Here is a 23,099-nt window from a genome sequence, read left to right as displayed (position 1 = left end):
AATCCTGGTATCAGTTCTATTTAATCCACTGCCGGAAACACGAATCGGGAACATTATGAAAAATCCCACGCAGCAGGGCTGTTGGCATATACCAGTAAATCAGGTCACGTAACCAGGAACTGCCCTGCCCTTTTTTCAGTTTTTTAATCCCGAAATAAACCAGAACCGCTGCACCGATACCGAAAAGATATTTTGATGTCATCATCCCCCAGCCAATACAGATTACGGCGGGAATGAGTTCATCCAGCGGCAGGCCAAACCAGCGGCTCTGGTTGGTCAGTGTTTCCGGGAAACGATATTTCTTAAGTTTGTTCTCGTTTCCCGACATCGTTTTATTTCCTGTCAGAGGCCAACGACGGCCATACCCACAGCAATAAATACAGAGAGGATGGCAAAACCGGCCAGGAACTTGACGTTTTTGGTCATCATGTACATGACCGCACCGACCAGAACTTCAGCCAGAACAACCCATTTAACAACACTGGAGTCCTTACCGAAGGTCGCCTTAACCGTGGTGTTACCGCTTGCCATCAGGTCCTGACCACCGGAAGCCATCGCCAGCTGCGGGAAGAACATCATCAGAACAGCAGCCGGGATCACAGCGCGAGCCAGGCGAAGCATATTCAGACGAGTGAATTTAGAAAAAAACGACTTCTTTTTGATGGGCGCAGAAGCACCCTGAACACTTAAAACGGCGTCCATATGATTCCTCTGTTTAATATTGATAGATAAAAACTAAAGTTCTTTAAATGTTGACTCGCTCTCTTCAGTCACCTCCCTGAATATTTCTTCGTTATAGAAATCAGGAAACCGTTTCAGATGATCTCTGAGACGGATCTGGACTTCTATCGTTTTACTTCTTCCACTACGATCTTTGGCCTGAATAAGTCGATTATTTGTATCTTCATCGAGATACACCGAGACCGTTCTGCTTATACCTCCTCTCGCGTTACGCCTCCTCACTAAATTCACCTCTGTTTTCCGACCAATAAAATTATGATTGCACAGAAACCGACGAAAAAAAACACGCCAAAATTGGCGTGCCTAATTTTACATTTATTTAACGCTATAAAATTCACGAATTACACTTAATAGCGAATCTATTTCCCCTTTATAGATGCATGACACCCTGAATAAATCAAAGCGTTCAAAAAATTCTTTTATTTTTCGTTTAACTGGTTTAATTCGATCCTCAGATGCTCTGTCTGTAATACCCAACTCCCTGGCAATTGTTGCATGGCCAACACCCAGCATATAAAAAGAGAAAACAAGCAATGTTCCGGGAGAAAGATCATTCCATATCGTTAATTTATCAGAAGTATTTGTATTACTCCCACTCTGATTTAACGCAAAAAATGGATAATCCGGAAACGGATTAATTTGCCATAAAATAACAGAGTCATCATTATAAAAAGAAACATTCTCCATCCTTATCTGATAGATTTCGCCATGAAAATTAAAACGACGACAAAATGCAGAACCATGCCCAAGAGCCTGGCACTCCAGTTCAAGTGATGAAAGAAAAATTTCAACCTGCAGACGTATATAACTCTCTCCGGATAAGGGTTTATCTTCTCTGGAAAAGAGTTCAATAAAAGCTCCATTGGCATAAAGGATTTTCCGGTTCTTGTTACGGACACAAACCGGAACGGGAGAGTTTCTGTAGATATTCTGAACGTTAAGGATGTATTTATTTACAGATTGACTGTTAAGTGGCCTTTCTCTACGATCCAGCGCACACATAGGAACCTCCGTTAAGGATTCTATGGATAGTCGATGCAGGGAGGCCGAAACTCCCTGCATCGGCGATTTTTAACATCAAGTTTTAACGTGGCATTAACCACGTAATTAATATACCCTTTATGTGATTATTTGTCATCAAATTGAGGTAGATCAATATTCTGTTATCTGAAGAAAATTAACTTTTAATTCTTTTTTATTCCTCATCTTTTTTTGGAAAAAATCGCTCCATCTCAACAGACACTTTCTCTCTGATATCGTCAACCATATTGGCATATTCAAACTTCGGGTTTCCAGAAACATGAGGGCTAAGAGACTCAATACCTAAAATCTTTGCCACCGTTGACTGAGTTTTTACAACACATTCAAGAAGAAGTTTATTAAACTCTGCCTGATTAAACGCAGACTCTTTACACTCCATTTGAGCGTCATATACACGAAGTCCCAATTCAAGAAGCATTGAAGCAGTTCCTGAAAGGCTTATATCTTTATCTCTTGCTCCCTCTTGACGACGTTTTTCAACAATCATGTTGATTTTTTCATGGACCTCATTACTGATATACAGATTTACTCTGGCCATAAGACAGCACCTTTTAGATTCTGAAATAAGTGTTTTATATCATCTACTCATAGTATGCTCTGAAAAAAGAAGGCACCCCTAGCGGCGCCCCCAGGGTCATACTATAAAAAAACGCACGGCGCTGCTAGGGGCGGCCCTAATATATACCAATGTTTTTCATAAAAATTGTCAGTACTGACCCTAACAAGGGTCGCCATAGGGTCGCTATAGGGTCGTCAACGACCCTATTTAATAATGTAAAATAAATTAAAATACATTATTTAAAACATAAGTTAATGATTCAAAAAGCAAATCAGCAAAAACTTGTTTTTGCGTGGGGTGTGGTGCTTTTGGTGGTGAGAACCACCAACCTGTTGAGCCTTTTTGTGGAGTGGGTTAAATTATTTACGGATAAAGTCACCAGAGGTGGAAAAATGAAAAAATGGATGTTAGCCATCTGCCTGACGTTTATAAATGAGATCTGCCATGCCACTGATTGCTTTGATCTTGCAGGCCGGGATTACAAAATAGATCCTGATTTACTGAGAGCAATATCATGGAAAGAATCCCGTTACCGGGTTAATGCCATCGGTATTAATCCGGTAACGGGATATGGCAGCGGACTGATGCAGGTAGATTCCCAGCATTTTAACGAACTGGCCCGCTATGGAATTAAGCCGGAACATCTGACAACAGATCCCTGCATGAACATTTATACCGGTGCTTATTATCTGGCAATAGCCTTTAAAAAATGGGGCGTCTCCTGGGAGGCCGTTGGTGCATACAATGCCGGATTCAGGAAGACCGAACGCCAGAACCAGAGACGTCTTGCCTACGCATCAGATGTTTACCGGATTTATACCGGCATAAAAAGCAGTAAAGGTATCCGGATTCCGGCCACGAAGAAATCACTTCCGGAAATTAACAGCGTGCAGAACAATTAATCTTACAGACATTGTCAGATACCGGTTATGCCACAAAAGCGGCATGGAAGGCCACACACAAAAATATCATATGAGTGACAATACTGACTGGCCGAAGCCCCGCGAAGCGGGAACCCATCTTATATATACCCGGTAACTGCGCAGCCTCCTGCCAGACCATTTTTCGCGGGCACAATATTTACAGACAACCGGAAAGCCAGTTGATGAAATTGAGGTATATCAGACGACACAGCGATGCCGAAGAATGATAATATAAGTAAAGCCCCAAAAATTTTTCGGGGCTTTACTTATATTATCATGACTTCCACTTTCTGAACTGTTCGGCAATCACCCATAACGCCTTGTTGATTCTTATATCACCATCAATACCTGTAATGGCTCTTGTCCTGGTATTTTTCCCGGAGGCACTTCGCCCCGATAATCCACCTTTTATCATATTCTCCTGAACCCGCTGCCAGGTTGTCCAGAGATCGTTCTGTTTATCCTCCCAACGACGGGGAGTAATTATCTGTTCAGGCGTCACTGGCGTTTTATTTTCATCTTCATACCTGACCATCAGTGCAGCTCTGCCAAATAAATGTTGCTCGTCACTGTTAAGATGAATTTCTTTCATCGCCTCCATATTATCAGTGACCTTATCAAAGACACCGAGTACTTCATACGCTCCCTCGATAACCTGCCCGACAATATCACCTTTATGTGGAACGCGGATTTCGCCAAAATTATTTCCGCACACCAGGCCATTTGTGCAGACAAAACGAAAAATCCCGGGGATCATCTGATAACTGGATGAACCATCATGTGAATTAAGCAGGATAATTTCAGGAACTTCCTGCCCGTTAATATGCCCTTCCCTGCGAAGACGTAACATATGTTTACTGTATTCGCGACGTCCCAAATCACGAACCCGACTCTGACAGGCAAAGAATGGCTGGAAACCTTCATCACGTAACTTATTGATGATATTGATTGTTGGAATATACGTATAACGTTCACTCCGGGACTCATGTTTATCACCGGAAAATACCGAAGGCACGAACTGCATTAATTCATCATCCGTTAAAGGACGTTCACGGCGGATGGAATTATACCGACCAAAACGGGAAGCTAATCGCATAACAGCTACTCCTTTATGAAAGAATAAATTTAATAAAAAATTTTTCCGCTTAATATCATCCCTCCTGGTTGCCATTAACAATATGGCAACAACCAAGAGAAATATTCATCACATACGGTCAGCAGATCGCCTAGATATCCAGGCCGGCACGCTTAATCTGACGCAGGAACTGTTTGAAGTGATCGGCTTGCACAACGTTGATATGGCGGAACTTCGTATCCACACCCTGACTGAGCGTGTAGCTATAGCTGAAGGCCATCTTTTCCGGGTGGCTTTTGCGATATTTTTTCAGCTCATTCAGGCTGCTGAATTCCAGGACGTCCCATTCTTCTCCGGTGTTTTTTTTCTTCCCGGCAACAAGAAGCGTGTACGACGCGGTGTTAACGTGGATATTTCGGGTACTCATCCTGCTTTCTCCACTGTCTGGTTTTCAGCCCCCATCATCTGTTGAGTTTCGGGAGCCGCGGTTTTGACGTTTTGCGGGGACCTGCCTTTTGTTCCCTCCGGTATTAGCCATCACCTTTTTGAGAACCTTCGCCGCAAGGGGCACAGACAGGTGCTTAAACAGGTGAATAGCACCGGACACAACAACGGGCAGGGACCCGCCGCAACGACGTGAAGCGCGGTTTGCGAAACGGCGTTGCTCGGTACATCCCGGCGTCTTTTGACCGGGATGCACCGAGCGCAGACCACGGCGCGACAGAAGCGGCGCGACCGGAATGGTCGCTGCAAGCCAGGGTTTTGCGTCAGGGAGGAGACAGCTCCGCAGGCTCAGTTCACGACAGCCCGCCCCGCCAGGGAGACGCCCGGGAAAGGTATAAGCAGGAGAACAACAAAACGGACAGTAATCAGAGCAGCAGGAAAAAGAAGAACAGTTGCAGTATCAGAAGCAACAGTAAGCGGCTGGTCAGAACCGTATTGATATTTAATGAGAGCTCAGATCAACTTTCCAGGGCAACAGATCGCGTACCCGGTTTGCTGGCCAGTCCTGGATATGCTCAATGACGTAACGCAGCAATTTTTCTGGTTCCACATTGTTCAGACGGCATGTGCCGATCATCGAGTACAACACCGCCGCATGTTCGCCACCGCTGTCGGAACCCGCGAACATCCAGTTTTTCCGGCCTTCGGCCACTCCCCGTAAGGCGTTCTCTGCGATGTTGTTGTCGATTTCCACCCAGCCATTACTGCAGTACACGTTCAGGCTATCCCAATGTTTCAGCAGGTATGCGAACGCTTTTGCCGTATCCGAGTGACGCGACAGTGTTTTCATCTGAGTCTGTATCCAGTCATTCATTGACTGCATCAGTGGCGCAGCTCTGGCTTTTCTTGCCGCCAGACGTTGTTCTGCTGCCCCCCTCCCTCGGACCTCAGCCTCGATGGCATACGGATCACCGATACGCTGCAGGGCTTCAGTGGTGATATCGGTGGGCGCTCTTGCATGCACATCGTGGATTTTTCTCCGGGCATGAGCCATACACGCGGCTTCCGTTATTCTGCCGGATTCGTATAACGCCCGGTAGCCACCGTAAGCATCGGCCTGAAGTACACCGCTGTAACCGGCCAAGTGATTCTGTAGATGTATGCCTTTCCGGTCCGGGCTGTACGCGAACCAGAGCGCCGGGTGCATCTCCGAACCGGCGTTACGGTCATCACGGACATAGCCCCACAGCCGGGTAGTCCTTGTTTTACCACTGCCCGGCACCTAGATCGGAACGGGGATATCATCGGCATGGACTTTACCGGGTATCAGCACATACTGGCGCAGGACGTCATACAGCGGCTCCAGCAGTTCAGCAACGGCATCTGTCCAGCGCCCCAGCGTGACGCGGCTCAGCTCCACACCCTGGCGACGGTATATCTCCGAGTGGCGGTATAACGGCAGATGGTCTGCATATTTCCCGGTGTCAACATGAGCCAGAAGCCCCGCGCCGGCATAACTGCGTGCAATGGGTTTTGAAGGCACCGGTGCCTGCACGATATGGTCGCACCGGCAACCAGCCAGATGCGCGAACCGGCAAGGAGAGATATCACCAGTGGCTGCTCCCTTTCATTTCCCGGATAAGTGTCTGTAATAACGCCGGCGTCAGTTCACCTTTCAGTCTGGAGTTCCTGCCGGCAGAACCAGCTCGCAGCACAGACTGTCGGACGGTGTTCTATCTGTTCAACCTGCACTGGTGCCGGGATTTTATTATCCGGCTCCGGAGTTAACGTCACGGGAAGCAGTGCCGGCATATTTTTTCCGGAAGGCAGCAGGCCACCTTTCCGGTATTGATGACGCCAGTTGAAGAGCAAGTTATCGTTGATTCCGTTTTCACGGATAATCTGTGCCACACAGGCCCCGGGTTGCAGTGACTGCTCCACTAAGGCGATTTTGAACTCATAAGGGAAGCTGGGCCGCCGGGGACGTTTTTTTACCGCGGGGGCTTCGGATATAACGGTGCTTTCAGGACGTACGGCTGGTCGAGTGGAGAATTGTCCGTAAAGGCAGGCATCAAGTTCCTGCTCCGACATACCTGCAGGCAAAGGCCTGCACTCCGAAGGCGCACGAAAATACCACAAACTACGCCAGAGACTGTGATAACGTAATAATGTATATTACCGGCACCTTAGCAATGGTCATTAAGCGACGGAGCGCTGACTCAAAGAACATGAAAAAATTTACCGTGTCCTTTTGCCCAGTAAAATAAGTGAGAATAAAAAAGCCAGCAACGCAGCGACCAACAGCCTTGCCCTCTTAACCACAGAGAAATGAGACGATAACCCTCTGAGAGGCCATACTGAAAGATAAAAAAATCACCTTCTGACATATTTATAAATTTCAGCGTCTTAGCTTTATCATTTCTTCACTGAGAGACCACACTGACTGGTTAATGTTAAAATCACCATCTATTCCGTTATGGCACGTGTACGGGTTCGTTTACCTCTTCTTGATTTAGCCAGCAAGCTGCCCTTAATAATATTTTTCTGTACGCGGTTAACTGTGGACTATTTTGCTGTCGTTCCGGCGCTAGCCAACAACCTGCTCCACGGTAACTGGCTTATGTTTATCAAAATATTGATATCCCAGCGTAGCCCTGGCAAATATGCGTTGCTCTTCCCCGGCTCCCACCATAGTTTTTATAAAGTTAATATTTTCATCAGCTTTATGTAATCCCCTGCCTGCAGGAGCTGCCGCTGGGGGCAGCGGTCTATATACGGAAAAAGGGCTGCCAGCCTGAACTGACAGCCCCTTATAAAGGCGCTCGTGGCAATGCAATCCAACATCTACTCTGAAAAGGCGGGGTTTCCCCCACCTCCAGATTACTACTTACCGGATTCGTAAGCCAGAAACGCAGCGAACTCCCTTTGTCCGTCCTTCAGTCGTAATTCACAGAGTGAATTACGCGTCAGGAATGTGAATATCAACAGCGTTATCTCCTTGCCTTTCGGCGGGTAAGAGGCTAATCTGATGTTGTCACGCATATAGACGGCCTCGCTGGTTAATTGAAAAATTACCTTCGGGGCTTTCTTCTTTCTGCCTCACAACAAAGTTACACACCACGTGAACGTCATGAGACAAGAGCCTCAAGCGCCACGGCCATTATATCCCCATGTCGATTATCTGCCCAAGATTAATAGCCTTAAGCATGTATAAATACTCACCATTTTCCTGTGTTATTTTTTTCCTAACATTCCCAGAACATCATGAATCATAGCGGCGCGCTATTCACTTTAACGTAGGCTGCGGGCACGCAAAGTTGAGGCCAGTATCGTGTCGCCGACCAGGCGAGTGAGAGGCGACCCAATCCGGATGCTCCGTATGTGCGTTGGATAAACCTACGTCAGGACACATTAAGACTGGCTGTATCTTGTCGTGGTTGTTGATTTGTTCTCAGTAAGATTATCGGCTGGTTAATGCACTACAGACGACAAAAGATATTGTCCTGTACGCACTGCAGATGGCGGTGTAACTCCCACTATGGCCGATCAGTTCAGAGCCCCACCCTTATGTAGGTGCTGACATAACTATCAATTTTCATCGTACGAAACTACATTACTCATCCACTCAAAAACTCAAATGAGTTGAAATAGTGATTTATAGTGTTTCCACTGATGCTCTATGGATACAGTTGTAACCATGGGCCTGTGTCGTAGTCTCCAGATCCCCCCTTAAGACACCATCGCCCCTTCACTGGCATGGCTAGTAGCTAAGCATCGCTACGCGCGTTTCTGTGGATATTGATTCTGTGTCCGACCGTAGGCGGACAAATTTGTATCTAAGCCCTATTACTCATATGAGTAAATACACATAATTCCATTTACACATTTGCCTTTATGCTTTAAACTACTTACTCAAAAACTCATTAAAGTTAATACACATAAACTCATATGAGTAAAATATGAGGTATAAATGAAAGTAATATCGTTTTTGAATCCAAAAGGTGGGAGCGGTAAAACTACTGTCACAATTAACGTCAGTACCAGCATTGCTAAGCGACATCGTGTGGCTGTTGTAGACACCGATCCACAGCAAAGCCTTGCAAACTGGAACAGGGCTGAAAAAGCGAACTTTGACGTATTCACTGCAGCGTCTGAAAAGGATGTTTATACAATAAGGAAAGAACTAGCAGATTATGACTATGTCATGATTGATGGAGCAGGTGCGCTCTCTGTAATTACTGCCGCTGCAGTTATGGTCAGTGATCTGGTTATCATTCCAGTGACGCCGTCACCATTGGATTTTTCTGCTTCTGGTGCAGTTATAAGTGTGCTGGAAGCTCAGTCATACAGCAGACCTGTTGAGTGCCGTTTCCTTATTACACGCAAAATCGAGCAAGCTACGATGCTTGGCATTCTGCGTGAGAGCATCACTGCAACGGGAATTCCTTCTTTAAAAACGTCTATTACACAAAGACAGAGTTATGTGAAATCTGTTCTTGATGGCGAAACGGTGTTTGATACTAATGACGGAGCTGCCAAAGGTGAGATAGAAGTGCTTGCAGGTGAGATCCTTAAATTAATTGATTAAACACACATTTACACATAAACTCAAATGAGTAAATGTGTGCTGGAGTGTTGTTATGAGCTTAGTAAAGCAGAACCGTACTCAGACTGCCTCACCTCGGGTTATGACCTTCGGTGAAAACAGGGATTTAGATAAAGTTATATCAGCCCAACCATCGGGCATACAAAAACGCGTCAATTTCAATATGGCAGAAGAAAAACATCAGAGATTGAAAGCTGCATGTGCCCGAAAAGGCGCTTCTATTTCAGATGTAATGAATGATCTCGTTGATTCGTGGTTAAAAGGTAATGAGTAATTGCGTTTTTACTCATTAACTCAAATGTTCTTGCTTAAGCGAATGATTACTTTAGTTGGCTAAATGAGACATCTATAGGTCATGGGTGTTTGGTTTGTAGGCTTGGTACTACAAAGTGTAATCGTACTTGGCTGCTAACGAGTATAGGGCCTCAAGATAGGTGTTAGCATGGACGCACGTAGCAGGATTTATAGCCATATGATCACGTAGTACTTTATCCACATATTCACCTGATAGATCAATTGATCAGATCATTACATAGATCATTACAGTTCAATAGAGATCACCACACCTATAAGCCACTGATTTATATTAAATAAATAGCGATCATAGCGGTTACTTTCATAAACCGGGCGGTTACTTTCATAGTGAACGCGTTTACTTTCATAATGTAGGCGGTTATTTTCATAAGTTAAATGCGGTTACTTTCATAAAGCCAGCTGCTTTTACTCACTGGATGTGGATAAATGGAAAATTCTGAAGCGCAGCAAAGCCCTTTTGCGATCAAAAAGAAAGAGTCAGGGGAGAGTTATGAACTGACGCCGAACAGTAACAAAACTGTGCAGCCTGTGGCTTTGTTACGCCTCAGTGTGTTCACTCCGGTATCCCCAAAAGAGAAGGGAAAACGTGATTTTCTTATTGATGCGTCGGAAGAACTTTCAAGCCTGGAAGTTGCGCGGCAGGAAGGGTACACCAATATCAAAATCCAGGGGGCTAAGCTCGGTATGTCAACCGACTTTAAGACTTGGATCGGGATTATTTCAGCGTTCTCCAAGTATGGTTATACCTCCGACAAAATTTGTCTACCTTTCTCAGAGTTCGCAAGGATGTGCGGTCTGAGACCAACTGACATCAATGGCCGAGCCAGAAATCGATTAAGCGAATCTCTTTTTAACCTGTCTAGCGTGACTCTTTCGTTTCGCAGTCAGGATGGCAAGCGCAGCCTTGTAACCCACCTTGTCCAACGTGCGCAACTTGATATGGAAACGAATGAAGTTGAGATAGTTGGAGATCCGAGTCTATGGGAGCTATATCGCTATGATCATAAGGTTTTACTCGGACTGAAAGCGCTGTCAGCATTATCCCGTAAGGAGTCAGCCCAATCCCTTTATGTCTATTTCGAAAGTATGCCTGCCGGTACGTTGTATGTCTCCATGAAGCGGCTGCGTGAAAGGCTTGCAATGGAATCTCAGGTAAAGGACCAGAATGCAACTATACGGCGCGCGATGAAGGATTTAAAAAGCATTGGTTACCTTGATTACACAGAAACCAAAAAGGGTAGGGAAATCATGTTCATCGTTCACTCTCGATCGCCACGCCTTACGTTACCAGTAGCGTGAAGGCGGTCACGTTCATAATCTTGTTTGAAAGCGGCTGCATTCATAATTTTGATTGTTTAAAAGCGGTTGCTTTCATAAGGTAGTCATCTTTTGATAGCTTGAAAGCCTTGATGACAAGGGGGGGGTCTAAATTATCATGAATAAAGAGGTGCCTGAAGTCAGGTTATCTTATGAAAGTAGCCGCTTTTTATGAACGCAGCGAGCTATTTATGAAAGTAACCACCTTGTTGGAGGCTGAGTTAACGCCCAGCCAGAAGCCAATTCGTTCTGATCGTCAGGAGATATATAATAGCGGTTATATTTATAATGACATTGCGCTACATGAAGTCTGGCCTGTTATACCCTCAGAGCCTTGCTTTGTTCACAAAGCGCAAAATTTAGCTATCTGGTTTTCAACATTGCAACAGCATCAGCTTCTGCCATTGAAAATTGAACCCTATGCCGTGCGGCGACATCCAACGCAAACACTTTCGTGTATACCTCCGTCGAGCTTACCGATTTATGCCCCATCAGACTCTGTAGCACCTTCAGCGGAAGGCCAGCGTACAGCATGTGCATGGCGTAGGAATGCCGGAACGTGTGCGGTGTCACCGGCACCGAGAACGTGACACCATCAGCGGCAGCGGCATCGACGGCCTCATTAATCCACGTGCGTACGGTGCGGTCGGTGATTTCCCAGATACGCGCTTTTTCAGTTCTGCCGGTACGCTTGTTACGGCGCTCCATCGGAATTTTCAGGGTTGCTATCATCATCTGCAGCTGGCTGACGTAATGCTGATCCGACAGTGGCACCAGGCGATGCGCCTGGCTGCCTGCCGGTGCCCTGCCGGCTGTTCGCGCCGCTTTCTCCGCACGCTGTTTGAGCGTTGCCAGTTGTACGAACGGCAGCGATGGCGTTAGCGAAAAATCTGCCCGGGTGAGTGCCAGTGCTTCGTTAACACGCGCACTGGTGTTCCAGAGAGTTGCCAGCAGCATTTTACGGTGAAGATCGTGCACATAGTAGAGCAGGGCGTTCACCTCCGGTGCCAGCAGGTATTTCGGCAGTTCATCCTGAACGAGAGCCATCTGACGCAACGCCAGTGCGGCCGGATAATCGATGGCGACGGGTAACGAGACAGCCTGCGGAGGGAGGGCGGGATAGTTAGTCATGGTCACATAGTTATCCTTCATGATCGTCCGGGTGGGTTTCTTTTTGCTGAGCATGCCTGGCAGCAGACTGTCGCTTCACCTGATGAACGAGCCAGGACAGCAGCGTAAACGGTGCGCTGATGAGCTGGATAAGCAGCATACGCGGCTGCGGGCGGATCTTTTCTCTGCTGGCTTTAAGGGCATGGTCTTTGGCTTGAGTAAGAATATGCACGCCCTTTTGCAGCAGTGCCACGTTCGGATTCGCACCGCTGCCTGCCGGGAGCAAAGCGGAACCCCAGTCCGTGCCAGAACCGGTCACGCCGGGAATGGTTTTCTGCATCTTCTTCATCGGCGGGACCCGTCCGGATCGATTTCACGGGCGTATCAGATGGCAGATTTTTTGCCAATCTGGCCAGTTGCTGCATGATCCACGATCCGAGCCCGCGTTCCCGTAGCTCGTAATCCAGCATAAAGTGACTGTTGGTCAGGTTAAGCTGGGTGGTACCGTCATAAAGATTGATGGTGTAACGGGCCAGAAAGGATTTTTCCTGATGCCAGCCACCGCCACGCCAGTAAAGTTTCAGCTCACAGTCACGGCGTACCAGACGTCTGGGGGAACGGTCTTCCACACTAACGGCTGCCGGATAATAGACGTCACTGACGGTTCTGATGGCAACAAGGGTAAGAGCCTGGAAAAAGTGTGCCCCGTTTCGCTTTTCCGGCAGGGTGATCAGCCAGGCGTTTTCGTTGTCACGATACCGCTGTTCCGCAGAGGATTGTTCAGTCATGGGCAGGTATTATCCCGATGGTCTTTGATGTGGCATATGGAAGGGTTTTTAATTACGTCAGAGGGTGAAATCATCATCGTTCGGTTCCCTGTGTCTTCGTTTCAGTTCACGTTGCAGGACATCAAGCATTACTGCATGAGGTGACCAAGAGGACGAAGAATTAAAACGGGAGCGTTGCAGTCCGCAAATCATACGAAGTTCTCTGGCAAGCCCAATGGATTTAAGGCCCAGCCAGGCATACTGATACTGACGCTCAGGATAGTAATCATCCAGCATCCCGGTATCGTTTTCTCGGGTTGATGTGATTACTCTCATTGCCTCGTTTCTGAGCACAGGCTGTTCCCGGATACGGTACATCAACATAGGAGGCAGACTACGCCGGTCGCCAGCTACCTTTTCGTAATCGGGCGGTGCAGGAGCACTGTTAATGCCTTTGCGAAAATTTTGTCCACCAGGTACGATTATGGTCTCACCTTCATTGATGGCTTCCTGCGCACATTCATCTGCAAATCGCTCAAGAATAATAATCAGCTCTGTAGCGATAAACAGGCGCTCGCTGGCCAGCTTTTCTTTTGCTGCTGCTTCCTCACGCTTTAGCGTAAAACGATGCGTCAGAGGGACACCGCCCATTGCGGCACCAATGCTCGAAACCGCAGTAATGATCTGCGGCCACAGGCTGGCGCTGTCCTTCACCACCTTCACGCCTTCGGTTGCAATAAACCAGTCAGCCATGTTTGTTCCTTATTGAGAAATCCCTCCAGCTGCTGTAACAGGAATCATTGCGGTCGTTTTCAGTAACAAAGGCACCATTTTCTTCAACGTAAGGATGTTCCAACATTGTCATCCAGAACCCTACATTCTTAAGGAAATCTGCGGTGATAGCGGAATCATCATCTGGCTCATCAATAATCAATCCCGTATCCGGTTTGTCAGAAAGCGGAGTAAACTCCCACTCATCCGGATGGCCAGTTTGCATCGCAAGAACTCTGCCCCCAGTTGATAAAATCTCACTTGTCACAATGAGTCAGCTCACTGAGCTTTGCCTTAGTAGAAAACCAGAGATCTTTATGTAGAATTTGCAACCCAAAAACGACCTGCCTAAAAGTATGGCTCACCATTTACTCCAAAAGAAATAATCCCGCCCTGCAATCATTCACACTATTACCCGCCCTGATGGTCACTCAACACAATTTTCGCTTAAAGTTATCATTTTAATAAGAATAATAAGCATGAATATAACCATACAGTTAAATTACCGGAAGCCCGTTACGGGGTGATCCGATTTTTTTCATATTTTCGGTTTTCCGGAAGTGTACCACGGTCAGGAAATAAACAAAGCGCCCTTTTCCGGGGGGGCAGCCGGTCACGGATCAGGAGTGAAACACAACATATGTACTAAAAGTCAGCTGCAGTATAGCGCATATTGTGTTTATGCTGCACAGCGCACCGGTGCGGTTCGCGGAGATCCGTCTCTACCGGTTTTCGGATCTCAGCGGAAAAAGAGAGAAATAAGGATATGCACCGCATATACATATGCTTCACATCTGCATATATACCCCCTATACATATGCTGTGCATCTGCCTATACTGGACATATGCACACACCCGATGCAATGCACATCATTCCGGATATGCGCCACATATCCACACTTACCCGGAAAAAAAGACCATGAGAACCGTATCCATTTTTAAAAACGGCAACAACCGCGCCATCCGGCTTCCCCGTGACATGGATTTTGAAGGCGTGAGCGAGCTGGAGATTGTCCGGGACGGGGACAGAATCATCCTGCGTCCCGTCCGGCCGACCTGGTGCTCGTTCGCACAGCTCGAAAAAGCCGATTCGGACTTTATGGCAGAGCGAGAGGACGTTGTCAGCGACGAAGGACGATTTGACCTGTGAACACAACCTATATGCTGGACACCTGTATCTGCTCGTTCATCATGCGCGAGCAGCCGGAAGCCGTCCTGAAGCGCCTGGAGCAGGCGGTGCTGCGCGGCCACCGCATCGTGGTCTCGGCCATTACCTACTCCGAAATGCGCTTTGGCGCCACCGGCCCGAAGGCCTCGCCGCGTCACGTGCAGCTGGTCGAGGAATTCTGCGCCCGGCTCGATGCCGTCCTGCCCTGGGACCGCGCCGCGGTGCACGCCACCACGGAGATTAAGGTCGCGCTGTGCCTCGCCGGCACGCCGATCGGCCCGAATGATACGGCGATTGCCGGCCATGCCATTGCCGCCGGCGCCGTGCTGGTCACGAACAATATGCGGGAGCGGGTACCTGGACTGTTGCTTGAAGACTGGATTAATTAGTTTTAGTCAGAAAGTCAGGTTATCGAGATCCGCCTGTTGACAGAAGCGGACCTTTGTTTTTCCCGGAGGCTAACCAACTCTCATCACAGGCAAATCCCATAAGCAGCCAAGACGCAAATCCCATTCTGCAGGGCAGAACTTTAGCTGACCACTTTCAGGAGTCAGTGTGATCTCACTGAAGTAAACCCATTCGTTTTCAACCATAAGGTCGACCCTGCAGTAATCAAGGCAAGTGGCGAGTTTCGCTGAAATATCAAGAATGTCCTGTAAACAACAGGGACGTTCAATGTCGTAAGGAGTATTACCATATCCCAGCGTAAACGGTTGAAGCTTCCAGTGAGCGTCATAAATGTTAACGTATTGTCGACCATTCATGCAGGTAAAATCAGCTTCGATATACATAGGTTTTTTGTGAAAACAATGCACACGGAACATTTCGGGTGTTATATCCTGATTTTTTCCGGCAAAAATATTTAACTTTTTTTCAACCAGTATCTGAGGCTTAATATTTTTATACTGCCACTCCCGATTTGTATAATATGGATTCATGCGCAACCGGCGAGCAAAGTGACTGACCAATTTCTTTTTGTCGATTTCACTCTTGTCATGACAGATAATGGCACTGCCGCTATCATGATTACATTTCATAACAAAAGAATCCGGAAGTTCCTCGAGATCCTGTATGCTTAAACTATCAAAAACGGCAAGCAACGGGACCAGATGTTTGTTGCCCACCATCATTTCTACATAGTTCCGAACGGCAATCTTATCAGCAATAATGGTGAAGAAAAAATCGCGTTCGAAAATCATTCTATAGTTTATTTTTTCATTAAGGGTTGACGGCGGCGACAGGTTTAGCTCCTTATTAAATATTTTTTTAAACTTTCTACGACGGTAATTTTCATCTGAAACGAATAAAGTTCGCAATGCTCTGAACTGGTATTCAATTATTTTGTAGCTTTGCTTGAACATTATTTGCCCTCATTAATGAATTTGTTTTTATTTATGCATCACGATGATATTATCTGGGTGTTGACAATGATACTTATTATTTGAACCTGTTTGAGTTATAACTTAATATTAAAAAGCTTAATGTTTTGTATGTGATTTATAAATATTTTTTAGCCTATTCTTATTGATGGCTTATATTTTTAAAGTATAAATAAAATTGTTTGGGGGTCGCCCCGTAATATGATGAAAACGTCTTAATAAAGTATGATGTACTTGACATGCCGATACTTGAAGCGACTTTTCTTAAATGATGATTTTCATCTAGGATCAGCTTTGCTGCTTTTTGCATCCTTGCATCAAGAAGAATTTGATAGAAACTCGTGTTCTCGGCCTCAAGTTTTTTTCTGACAGCAATTTCAGACAAACTTAACATTTCTGAAATAGTCGATAAACGCCATTTTTGGGTCAGATCGGACTCTATGAGATTCTTTACCCTGTCAGAAAAAAAACTCGATGCTGACAGACGTAAAGACCAGTATATTTTTTCTGGTTTATCTGATTTTAATATTAAGCATGCGATCTTATAGATTTCAGAGGCTGCATCTTCGTTTTCCTTTATGCTCTGGAAAAGAATTTTGTTTATCCCATCTCCTGGTACAATGTGGATTTTATCTTTCAGTTTTCTTTCATTCGCTATATCAACAGGGATAAACTTTAATGATGGTTCAAGAATGTTAATCAAATTCCGTACGGTATCAGATGTCAGAGTATGCACCTTATAGGCATCTCCATTATGCTCCTTGATAATGTGAATTTGAAGACTTTGATTTCTTTCTATGAAAGATATAGTTCCTTTAGGTATGTTAATTTCATCATGACTTTTTTCTTCTTTAATATTTATTGAACAGTTGCTGGCATATAAAATGCTAAACTGATACGGCCTTACCTTTAAATGATGGACCTTTGTACGATAAGTTAAGTGGTTTTTCATGATGGCCTGGGACCTCACATTTTGATGCAAAAAAACATTATCAAACGAACTTGTTGTAGCGGATATCACTGTTATAAATGTATCTATTAGCTTTCTTTAAAGTGTGTTTTATTTATTTTAGTGCGCTTTTTTTATCAAAAAGTGGGCTGGTTTTTTGTATGTGTTTTGTTTGATGTTTTTCTTGCTGTTTTGCGACTTTCTTGAAGTGTCGTGGAATAATTTTTGAGAATTTAGCATGACTGTGGGAGGGTTTATCCGCCAAGTTAATTAGTACGGTTTCTTTTAACTCCTTTGATTTTTCTAATAATACTGATTTTTGAACTGCAATGTTGTAATGGAGGTTAATTTCATGTCAAAACCTTCTTTTCGCCTGAGAATGCTACCTGCCGCGTTTAGCCAGATGATATTGGCTAGCCGAATCTCCGCTCCGGTTGCTGTTCTCTCACTCAGCCTGCCTCTCCATGCTCAGGGGGCATCATTGCTGCAGAATGCCGGCTCCCTTGGTAACCAGATCCGTCAGGATGAATCCCGTTTGGTGCATATACCTGAGCTTACTGCACCTAGTGTTGCGACATCCCTGGAGGCTTCTCAGACTGTCCGTGACACGTCTTCTGAGCGCGTGATCCTGAAGCATATCCGCCTGTCTGGCGCGCAGTCCTCACTCTTTGTACAGGTGGAACCAGTTTTGCGTGCGTATACCGGCAGACCACTATCCTTTGCTGACCTGCGCTCTCTGACCGCAGAGCTGACTGCGCGGTACCGCGATGCTGGACTAATGGCCGCCCGGGTGATCATTCCCCGTCAGGTTATCCGCGACGGTGAGCTGAAACTGACCGTCTTGCCAGGTATTGCTGACCGCGCATCCGTAAGCAACGCAGCCCCAATCCGTGATGGCTTCCTCATGCGAATGGCCAGTGCGGCCACGCCAGAGGGTAAGCCCGTGCTTCGCAAACAGGCTGAACGTCTGTCCCTGTTGCTGAACGAAATACCTGGTATAGAGGCCAGCGTCTCACTGAAGCTTGGTAAGAAGAGCGGCACAACGGCGGTGATGGTTGATGCGCGTCCGGGTCAACGTTTCGGAGGGTATGTGGGGCTGGACAACCAGGGAACGCGGTCCACCGGGCGCAGCCGGGTTCAGGGGGGAGCGTATGTGAACAGCCTGCTCGGCACCGGTGACCAGCTGCGATTGGACGGCACGCTCAGCTACGAGCATGGTGGTCTCGTGAATGGTCGCCTGGATTACAGCCAGCTCGTGTCCAGCTACGGTACCCGTGCCGGCGCGGCATATAGCCGTCTGGATTACCAGTACGACTTTATGCAGGAGCGCTTCAGAGGATATTCCGATGACTGGGAAGTGTACGTCACGCATCCGCTTGTAAGAACTGGCTCAGCACAACTGAACATCACGGCTTCTGCGGGACAGTCCTTCCTTACAGACAAATACCCGCAGAAGTTCTCCGTCGCGAACGGTACGAAAGCCAATAAGACGGCCACCACTGGAACGATTGGTGTGGCGGGCAGCGTGGCTACGGTGCCGGGTGGGGTGACCGGGGGGCGGGTGGATCTGACTCTGGGCCGGATGCGATATCAAAATGAGACATCCCGTTTCTGGAGCGGCAGCGACGTACGCGGCTCGGATGGCAGGTTCTCCACTCTGAACTATCAGGTACAGCACGACCAGCAGATTTACGGGCCTCTGCAGGTTTCCTTCCGTCTGAGCGGGCAGGAAACCAGCGGTAACCTGGATACGTCCCGCAAGTTCCTGCTGGGAGGGCCGTCTGCGGTACGTGCCTATGACGTGGGGGCTGGCGCAGTAGACCGTGGTCTGGTAACCACCGCAGAAGTGAAGGCGAGCTGGTTCCTGCCGTCAGGTTCTCAAGGCGGGGGGCATCGATTTGTTACGGCGGGCATCTTTTACGACCACGGTAACGGGCAGCAGAACCGGGATAATGTCACCAAATCCGGCCTTCGCGTGACGGATAAAAACGAGGTGAATCTGGGCGGGGGCGGGCTGTTTGTTACAGTGGGCGCCCCGAGTAGCTACGCAGTAACTGCTACTTGGGCACGCTCGTCATCCGGTAAGGACCCGGTATCCGGTACTCGTGATGACAACCGTGTCTGGTTGTCCGCCGTGAAGAAGTTCTGAGTTCGAGTTATCGCATAAACGAAAACAAGGAAATAACACCGTGAAGCAAGTAGGTCTGTTTCCGGACCTTCAGTGAGAGAACAGTATGAACCGCATATATAAACTGAAATTTGACAAACGTCGCAACGAACTGGTGGTGGTCAGTGAAATTACCGCCGGGGTGGGTAAGGCTAAAGCCACAGGATGCGTGGACGTAGCGGAGAGGGCACGTCGTGGCGTACGCTCCATGGCACTCAGTATGCTGACGGTTATGATTATGATGGTCCATCCTGTGACTGCGGCAAATTTGCCGACCGGCGGTCAGATTGTTGCAGGGTCAGGCAGCATCCAGACACCATCAGGCAACCAGATGGATATTCATCAGAACAGCCAGGATATGGTGGCCAACTGGCACAGCTTTGACATTGGTAAAGGGAGCACGGTGCAGTTTTACCAGCCAAACAGCAGTGCTACTGCGCTGAACCGAGTGGTGGGCGGCGGTGAGTCGCAGATTATGGGTAACCTGAAGGCGAATGGTCAGGTTTTCCTGGTCAACCCTAACGGCGTCCTGTTTGGTAAGGGGGCCAGCGTCAGCACTTCCGGATTTGTGGCCACTACCCGCGATATTGAAAACGACGACTTCATTAACCATCGTTATACCTTCAGCGGCGAGCAAAAAGCCGGTGCGGCGATTGTTAACCAGGGGGCACTGACCACGACACCGGGTGGCTATATTGTGTTGGCCGCAGATAAGGTCAGCAACAATGGCACTATCCGCACGCCGAGTGGTAAGGCAGTCCTGGCAGCCACCGATCGCGTCACGCTGCAGCTGGACAATGGCGGTCTGACCTCCGTACAGGTTACTGGTGACGTGGTTAACGCCCTGGTGGAAAACCGTGGTCTGGTCAGCGCCAGCGATGGTCAGGTTTACCTGACGGCGCACGGTCGGGATATGATGATGAACACGGTACTGAACGTGAGCGGCGTGGTGGAAGCGGGCGGCATGCGCCGTCAGGACGGTAACATTGTGCTGGACGGCGGCGAAAGCGGCGTGGTGAACCTGAGCGGCTCCCTGCAGGCGGACAATATGTCCGGTAAGGGCGGAAAGGTTGTTGTGCAGGGACAAAACCTCCTGCTGGGCAAAGGCAGCAGCATAACGGCGACCGGCGGCCAGGGGGGGGGAGATGTGTACATCGGTGGGGGCTGGCAGGGTAAGGACGTCAGCATTCGTAATGCGGACAAGGTGGTGATGCAGGACGGTTCCCGCATTGATGTGTCTGCGACACAGCAGGGTAACGGCGGTACGGCTGTATTGTGGTCAGAGAGTTTAACCAACTTCCACGGCCAGATTAGCGCGAAAGGCGGGGATAAAGGGGGGAACGGTGGGCAGGTAGAGACCTCTTCACTCGGTAACCTCCAGGTTTTTGGAGCGGTCAGTGCATCCGCAGGAAAAGGCAAAGCAGGTAACTGGCTGCTTGACCCACTGGATATCACCATTGTGAATGGCAGCAGTACCAGCGTGTCTGAAAATACTGACACCTCTGGCCTTTTTGAGGTTACTCCCGAGGCATCAGGCTCGCAGGTCAGCAATACCAGCATCAGCAATGAGCTGAATAACGGGACCAGCGTTACTATTCTGACCCAAAGCCAGACAGCAGGAGGTAATCAGAGCGGGAATATCACTGTTAACGCTGATATCAGCAAAAATGGAGGCGGTGATGCGAGCCTGACGCTTAAGGCGAACGGTAATATTACCATTCAGAGCCATAACATTACCTCCACTGTAGGCAAGTTAAACATCAGCCTCCTGGGGGCGGGGAGCAACTCTGCCATGGTGCATCTCAATGGCAGCACGCTGCAGAGTAATGGCGGGGATATTACTGTTGGCCGGATGGCCGGTGGAGAGGCGAATGCGCTTACGGTGAAAGTATTCAACAGCACCCTGAACACGTCAGCTTCTTCAGGAAACGACAGAGGTAATATCACTATCTCGGCCTGGAATCCGGACGTTAATCTGAGTGAAAGCGCTTTCGTTAACACGGTACGTAATGCTGGGTCACTGCTGAGTCTGGATGGCTGTAGCTCTTTCTCCGGGGGGATAATCACACTGGCCGGAACGCAGAGTGGTGGAAACAGCCGGCATTTACCTGTTTGGGTGAATAACTCAACATTGTCTGCCACGGGGAATATCACACTCACCGGTAATAACACGAATGCCCCGAACGTAGCCTGGCTGGAGTTGCGGGGTACGACCACCCTTACATCAGAGAGCGGTAATATATCCATCAGTAACTCGGCCGACAACAAAGGGGTATTACTGAATGGCACCGTAACCCTGAATGCGTCAAATGGCTCTATCACACTGAATGGTAGCGGTGGTGGTGTCTCCATTCTCGGCAATGGCAACATCCTGAATGCAGCAGAAAATATATCATTGACAGGGGTTTCAAACATCAGTAGCAACCCCGGAGTTGCTCTTCAGAATACATCTTTGGTTTCAACAAACGGTTCCATTAATGTGAGTGGTACCGGAAAAGTTCCCACTAATGGTGTAGTTGTTTCAAATGCTAACCTGAGTGCTGCAAATGGTTCTGTTACTATTAACGGAACCGCGGAAAGGACTATGAGTGCTTATTTTGGTTATGAAGGGGTAGCTTTATCGCGTGTGAACAATATTTCTGCAAGGAATATTGCTGTTAATGGTAGATACACAGGAACTGAAAAACCAGACTCATTTGCTCTGGGGAAAGGTATCTTTTTTGATAACACTACCACAAGCTTTACCGGAGAAACTATCCTCAACGGCACAGCAGAATATGGCAACGGAATGGCTGTAGCGCTTAATACGACGTTGGTCTTTAATAACGGAACTGTAGATATACATGCCAAAAGTAACATAACTCAAGAACTAGTAGATTATTACTCCAGACAAGACCCCGGTACCTATAGAACTGATCACCTCTCAGCTTTTAATTTTTTGAATAATGGAGAGACTACTGGTCGGTTATATATGGTTCTTAATAATACCAACCTCACGTTTGATGCTGACGGTGGTAAAGGGAATGGGATAGGGGGAGCTTTCAATGTCGCGAATAGCTGGATAACAATAAATGGCACTGGCAATGCCAATATCAATGGATCGAGTAGTGGAAACCTTCATGGTATTTCACAAATTAAAATGGACACTTCCGGGGTGAATGGCACAGTTAACCTGAACGGGACATCCCAAAATGGCAGCGGTGTTGTTCTTGTGAGTAGTAAGCTGACCAACACCAACATCACAGGAAGTTCACTCAGCGGCCGCGGCGCGGGCGTGAATTTCTGGGGCAGCAGCGCGCTGAACAACACCACCGTCAGCGGCAGCAGCGTGGACGGCACCGGCGTGAGCCTCTGCGGCACCGTGATCGGCGGTCAGATCAGCGGCAGCGCCACCGGCAGCGGCACCGGCGTGAATCTCTGGGGCACCGGCGTGCTGAACAACACCACCGTCAGCGGCAGCAGCGTGGACGGTGCCGGCGTGAATATCTCCGGTAAGCTGACCAGCACCGGGAACAGCGCCGTCAGCGGTAACGCCACCGGCAGCGGCACCGGCGTGAGCCTCAGCGGCAACATCACTGACGGTAATATCAGCGGCAGCGCCACCGGCAGCGGCACGGGCGTGAACATCAGGGGCAACAGCGCGCTGAACAACACCACCGTCAGCGGCAGCGGCGTGGACGGTGCCGGCGTGGATATCTCCGGTAAGCTGACCAGCACCGGGAACAGCGCCGTCAGCGGTAACGCCACCGGCAGCGGCACCGGCGTGA

22 protein-coding genes and 4 pseudogenes are annotated in these 23,099 nt (G+C 48.0%); 9 read left to right on the top strand and 17 right to left on the bottom strand.

The features are described from left to right. Window positions 1-16 precede the first annotated feature (16 nt). The 5 genes from traL to traM form a co-directional block, all read right to left on the bottom strand. Window positions 17-328 (bottom strand): type IV conjugative transfer system protein TraL, encoded by a 312-nt coding sequence (gene traL, locus AACV31_RS07890; protein WP_161574076.1) that lies wholly within the window; start codon window positions 326-328, stop codon window positions 17-19. A 14-nt stretch (window positions 329-342) separates the two neighbouring features. Continuing rightward, a complete protein-coding gene (traA, locus tag AACV31_RS07885; RefSeq protein WP_161574077.1) occupies window positions 343-702 on the bottom strand; it encodes a type IV conjugative transfer system pilin TraA in 360 nt (119 codons plus the stop codon). A gap of 33 nt (window positions 703-735) precedes the next feature. Beyond that, window positions 736-963 carry a conjugal transfer relaxosome protein TraY gene (traY, locus tag AACV31_RS07880; protein WP_071645896.1) on the bottom strand — a complete coding sequence of 76 codons (228 nt, stop codon included), beginning with the start codon at window positions 961-963 and terminating at the stop codon, window positions 736-738. 93 nt (window positions 964-1,056) lie between these two features. Continuing rightward, a complete protein-coding gene (locus AACV31_RS07875; protein ID WP_161574078.1) occupies window positions 1,057-1,743 on the bottom strand; it encodes a PAS domain-containing protein in 687 nt (228 codons plus the stop codon). A 193-nt stretch (window positions 1,744-1,936) separates the two neighbouring features. Beyond that, entirely contained in the window at window positions 1,937-2,320 is a 384-nt protein-coding gene (gene traM, locus AACV31_RS07870) for a conjugal transfer relaxosome DNA-binding protein TraM (RefSeq protein WP_165156917.1), read from the bottom strand. A 275-nt stretch (window positions 2,321-2,595) separates the two neighbouring features. Between traM and AACV31_RS07865 the strand changes: the two genes are divergently transcribed. Next, the gene (locus AACV31_RS07865; RefSeq protein ID WP_165156919.1) at window positions 2,596-3,243 is read left to right on the top strand and encodes a transglycosylase SLT domain-containing protein; all 648 of its coding nucleotides are present in this window, start codon (window positions 2,596-2,598) and stop codon (window positions 3,241-3,243) included. Window positions 3,244-3,538: 295 nt separating this feature from the next. On the opposite strand, the gene AACV31_RS07860 is transcribed toward AACV31_RS07865, so the two are convergent. From AACV31_RS07860 to AACV31_RS07850, 3 genes are all read right to left on the bottom strand, one after another. After that, on the bottom strand, window positions 3,539-4,360 hold the full coding sequence (locus tag AACV31_RS07860) for a DUF932 domain-containing protein (RefSeq protein WP_001234475.1): 822 nt from the start codon (window positions 4,358-4,360) through the stop codon (window positions 3,539-3,541). 130 nt (window positions 4,361-4,490) lie between these two features. After that, a complete protein-coding gene (locus AACV31_RS07855; protein ID WP_185155307.1) occupies window positions 4,491-4,766 on the bottom strand; it encodes a hypothetical protein in 276 nt (91 codons plus the stop codon). A gap of 24 nt (window positions 4,767-4,790) precedes the next feature. Further along, a complete protein-coding gene (locus AACV31_RS07850; protein WP_339379739.1) occupies window positions 4,791-4,946 on the bottom strand; it encodes a single-stranded DNA-binding protein in 156 nt (51 codons plus the stop codon). Between AACV31_RS07850 and AACV31_RS07845 the strand changes: the two are divergent. Beyond that, window positions 4,933-5,257, top strand: a pseudogene (locus tag AACV31_RS07845) (hypothetical protein); the annotation flags it as partial. The gene AACV31_RS07850 and the pseudogene AACV31_RS07845 sit on opposite strands and share 14 nt — an antisense overlap. Before the next feature lie 28 nt (window positions 5,258-5,285). Here AACV31_RS07845 and tnpC read toward each other — a convergent pair. The 3 pseudogenes from tnpC to AACV31_RS07830 all read right to left on the bottom strand — a co-directional run. Next, window positions 5,286-6,365, bottom strand: a pseudogene (gene tnpC / locus AACV31_RS07840) (IS66 family transposase); the annotation flags it as partial. Between the two features lie 25 nt (window positions 6,366-6,390). Next, window positions 6,391-6,892, bottom strand: a pseudogene (gene tnpA / locus AACV31_RS07835) (IS66-like element accessory protein TnpA); the annotation flags it as partial. Window positions 6,893-7,666: 774 nt separating this feature from the next. Next, window positions 7,667-7,777: pseudogene (locus AACV31_RS07830) on the bottom strand (type I toxin-antitoxin system Hok family toxin); the annotation flags it as partial. A 976-nt stretch (window positions 7,778-8,753) separates the two neighbouring features. Here AACV31_RS07830 and AACV31_RS07825 point away from each other — a divergent pair. The 3 genes from AACV31_RS07825 (at window position 8,754) to AACV31_RS07815 (ending at window position 11,003) form a co-directional block, all read left to right on the top strand. Next, window positions 8,754-9,371, top strand: coding sequence for a ParA family protein (locus AACV31_RS07825; protein WP_165156925.1), 618 nt, complete (start codon window positions 8,754-8,756; stop codon window positions 9,369-9,371). Between the two features lie 52 nt (window positions 9,372-9,423). Then, window positions 9,424-9,663: a plasmid partition protein ParG gene (locus tag AACV31_RS07820; protein ID WP_165156927.1), complete on the top strand. Its 240-nt coding sequence runs from the start codon at window positions 9,424-9,426 to the stop codon at window positions 9,661-9,663. A gap of 467 nt (window positions 9,664-10,130) precedes the next feature. Then, the gene (locus AACV31_RS07815; protein WP_023897702.1) at window positions 10,131-11,003 is read left to right on the top strand and encodes a RepB family plasmid replication initiator protein; all 873 of its coding nucleotides are present in this window, start codon (window positions 10,131-10,133) and stop codon (window positions 11,001-11,003) included. A 381-nt stretch (window positions 11,004-11,384) separates the two neighbouring features. Here AACV31_RS07815 and AACV31_RS07810 read toward each other — a convergent pair whose 3' ends face one another. The 4 genes from AACV31_RS07810 to AACV31_RS07795 form a co-directional block, all read right to left on the bottom strand. Beyond that, window positions 11,385-12,173, bottom strand: coding sequence for a site-specific integrase (locus AACV31_RS07810; protein ID WP_165156929.1), 789 nt, complete (start codon window positions 12,171-12,173; stop codon window positions 11,385-11,387). Between the two features lie 152 nt (window positions 12,174-12,325). Continuing rightward, complete coding sequence (locus tag AACV31_RS07805) at window positions 12,326-12,919, bottom strand: hypothetical protein (protein WP_255491419.1); 594 nt, start codon at window positions 12,917-12,919, stop codon at window positions 12,326-12,328. Window positions 12,920-12,976: 57 nt separating this feature from the next. Next, window positions 12,977-13,651, bottom strand: a complete 675-nt coding sequence (locus AACV31_RS07800) for a hypothetical protein (protein ID WP_185155306.1) — start codon at window positions 13,649-13,651, stop codon at window positions 12,977-12,979. Beyond that, window positions 13,644-13,895, bottom strand: coding sequence for a hypothetical protein (locus AACV31_RS07795; protein WP_165156931.1), 252 nt, complete (start codon window positions 13,893-13,895; stop codon window positions 13,644-13,646). Before AACV31_RS07795 ends, AACV31_RS07800 begins: the two co-directional genes overlap by 8 nt. Before the next feature lie 693 nt (window positions 13,896-14,588). On the opposite strand from AACV31_RS07795, the gene vapB reads away from it, so the two are divergent. Both vapB and AACV31_RS07785 read left to right on the top strand, forming a co-directional pair. Then, window positions 14,589-14,819, top strand: a complete 231-nt coding sequence (gene vapB, locus AACV31_RS07790; protein WP_165156933.1) for a type II toxin-antitoxin system VapB family antitoxin — start codon at window positions 14,589-14,591, stop codon at window positions 14,817-14,819. Continuing rightward, window positions 14,816-15,226: a type II toxin-antitoxin system VapC family toxin gene (locus AACV31_RS07785; RefSeq protein WP_165156935.1), complete on the top strand. Its 411-nt coding sequence runs from the start codon at window positions 14,816-14,818 to the stop codon at window positions 15,224-15,226. Before vapB ends, AACV31_RS07785 begins: the two co-directional genes overlap by 4 nt. A gap of 69 nt (window positions 15,227-15,295) precedes the next feature. Here AACV31_RS07785 and AACV31_RS07780 read toward each other — a convergent pair whose 3' ends face one another. Both AACV31_RS07780 and AACV31_RS07775 read right to left on the bottom strand, forming a co-directional pair. Further along, window positions 15,296-16,198 carry an ATP-grasp fold amidoligase family protein gene (locus AACV31_RS07780; RefSeq protein ID WP_165156937.1) on the bottom strand — a complete coding sequence of 301 codons (903 nt, stop codon included), beginning with the start codon at window positions 16,196-16,198 and terminating at the stop codon, window positions 15,296-15,298. A gap of 160 nt (window positions 16,199-16,358) precedes the next feature. Continuing rightward, entirely contained in the window at window positions 16,359-17,168 is an 810-nt protein-coding gene (locus tag AACV31_RS07775) for an AraC family transcriptional regulator (protein ID WP_165156939.1), read from the bottom strand. 334 nt (window positions 17,169-17,502) lie between these two features. Between AACV31_RS07775 and AACV31_RS07770 the strand changes: the two genes are divergently transcribed. Together AACV31_RS07770 and AACV31_RS07765 are read left to right on the top strand one after the other, a co-directional pair. Further along, window positions 17,503-19,314 carry a ShlB/FhaC/HecB family hemolysin secretion/activation protein gene (locus AACV31_RS07770; protein WP_165156941.1) on the top strand — a complete coding sequence of 604 codons (1,812 nt, stop codon included), beginning with the start codon at window positions 17,503-17,505 and terminating at the stop codon, window positions 19,312-19,314. Window positions 19,315-19,399: 85 nt separating this feature from the next. Further along, window positions 19,400-23,099 (top strand): two-partner secretion domain-containing protein (locus AACV31_RS07765; RefSeq protein ID WP_166337104.1); only part of this gene is annotated, 3,700 nt, incomplete at its 3' end.

This window comes from Cronobacter sp. EKM101R (assembly GCF_963888145.1).
Classification (GTDB): Bacteria; Pseudomonadota; Gammaproteobacteria; order Enterobacterales; family Enterobacteriaceae; genus Cronobacter; species Cronobacter turicensis.
This window is presented reverse-complemented; position numbering and strand designations above follow the sequence as displayed.

Excerpts from the sequence above, each read along its gene's own strand:
- vapB (WP_165156933.1), top strand. The coding sequence starts at position 14,589 with ATGAGAACCGTATCCATTTTTAAAAACGGCAACAACCGCGCCATCCGG.
- traA (WP_161574077.1), bottom strand. The coding sequence starts at position 702 with ATGGACGCCGTTTTAAGTGTTCAGGGTGCTTCTGCGCCCATCAAAAAG.
- AACV31_RS07860 (WP_001234475.1), bottom strand. The coding sequence starts at position 4,360 with ATGCGATTAGCTTCCCGTTTTGGTCGGTATAATTCCATCCGCCGTGAA.
- traM (WP_165156917.1), bottom strand. The coding sequence starts at position 2,320 with ATGGCCAGAGTAAATCTGTATATCAGTAATGAGGTCCATGAAAAAATC.
- AACV31_RS07865 (WP_165156919.1), top strand. The coding sequence starts at position 2,596 with ATGATTCAAAAAGCAAATCAGCAAAAACTTGTTTTTGCGTGGGGTGTG.
- AACV31_RS07780 (WP_165156937.1), bottom strand. The coding sequence starts at position 16,198 with ATGTTCAAGCAAAGCTACAAAATAATTGAATACCAGTTCAGAGCATTG.
- AACV31_RS07770 (WP_165156941.1), top strand. The coding sequence starts at position 17,503 with ATGGAGGTTAATTTCATGTCAAAACCTTCTTTTCGCCTGAGAATGCTA.
- AACV31_RS07825 (WP_165156925.1), top strand. The coding sequence starts at position 8,754 with ATGAAAGTAATATCGTTTTTGAATCCAAAAGGTGGGAGCGGTAAAACT.
- AACV31_RS07800 (WP_185155306.1), bottom strand. The coding sequence starts at position 13,651 with ATGGCTGACTGGTTTATTGCAACCGAAGGCGTGAAGGTGGTGAAGGAC.
- AACV31_RS07795 (WP_165156931.1), bottom strand. The coding sequence starts at position 13,895 with ATGCAAACTGGCCATCCGGATGAGTGGGAGTTTACTCCGCTTTCTGAC.
- AACV31_RS07875 (WP_161574078.1), bottom strand. The coding sequence starts at position 1,743 with ATGTGTGCGCTGGATCGTAGAGAAAGGCCACTTAACAGTCAATCTGTA.
- traL (WP_161574076.1), bottom strand. The coding sequence starts at position 328 with ATGTCGGGAAACGAGAACAAACTTAAGAAATATCGTTTCCCGGAAACA.
- AACV31_RS07805 (WP_255491419.1), bottom strand. The coding sequence starts at position 12,919 with ATGACTGAACAATCCTCTGCGGAACAGCGGTATCGTGACAACGAAAAC.
- AACV31_RS07855 (WP_185155307.1), bottom strand. The coding sequence starts at position 4,766 with ATGAGTACCCGAAATATCCACGTTAACACCGCGTCGTACACGCTTCTT.
- AACV31_RS07810 (WP_165156929.1), bottom strand. The coding sequence starts at position 12,173 with ATGAAGGATAACTATGTGACCATGACTAACTATCCCGCCCTCCCTCCG.
- AACV31_RS07815 (WP_023897702.1), top strand. The coding sequence starts at position 10,131 with ATGGAAAATTCTGAAGCGCAGCAAAGCCCTTTTGCGATCAAAAAGAAA.
- AACV31_RS07775 (WP_165156939.1), bottom strand. The coding sequence starts at position 17,168 with ATGAAAAACCACTTAACTTATCGTACAAAGGTCCATCATTTAAAGGTA.
- AACV31_RS07820 (WP_165156927.1), top strand. The coding sequence starts at position 9,424 with ATGAGCTTAGTAAAGCAGAACCGTACTCAGACTGCCTCACCTCGGGTT.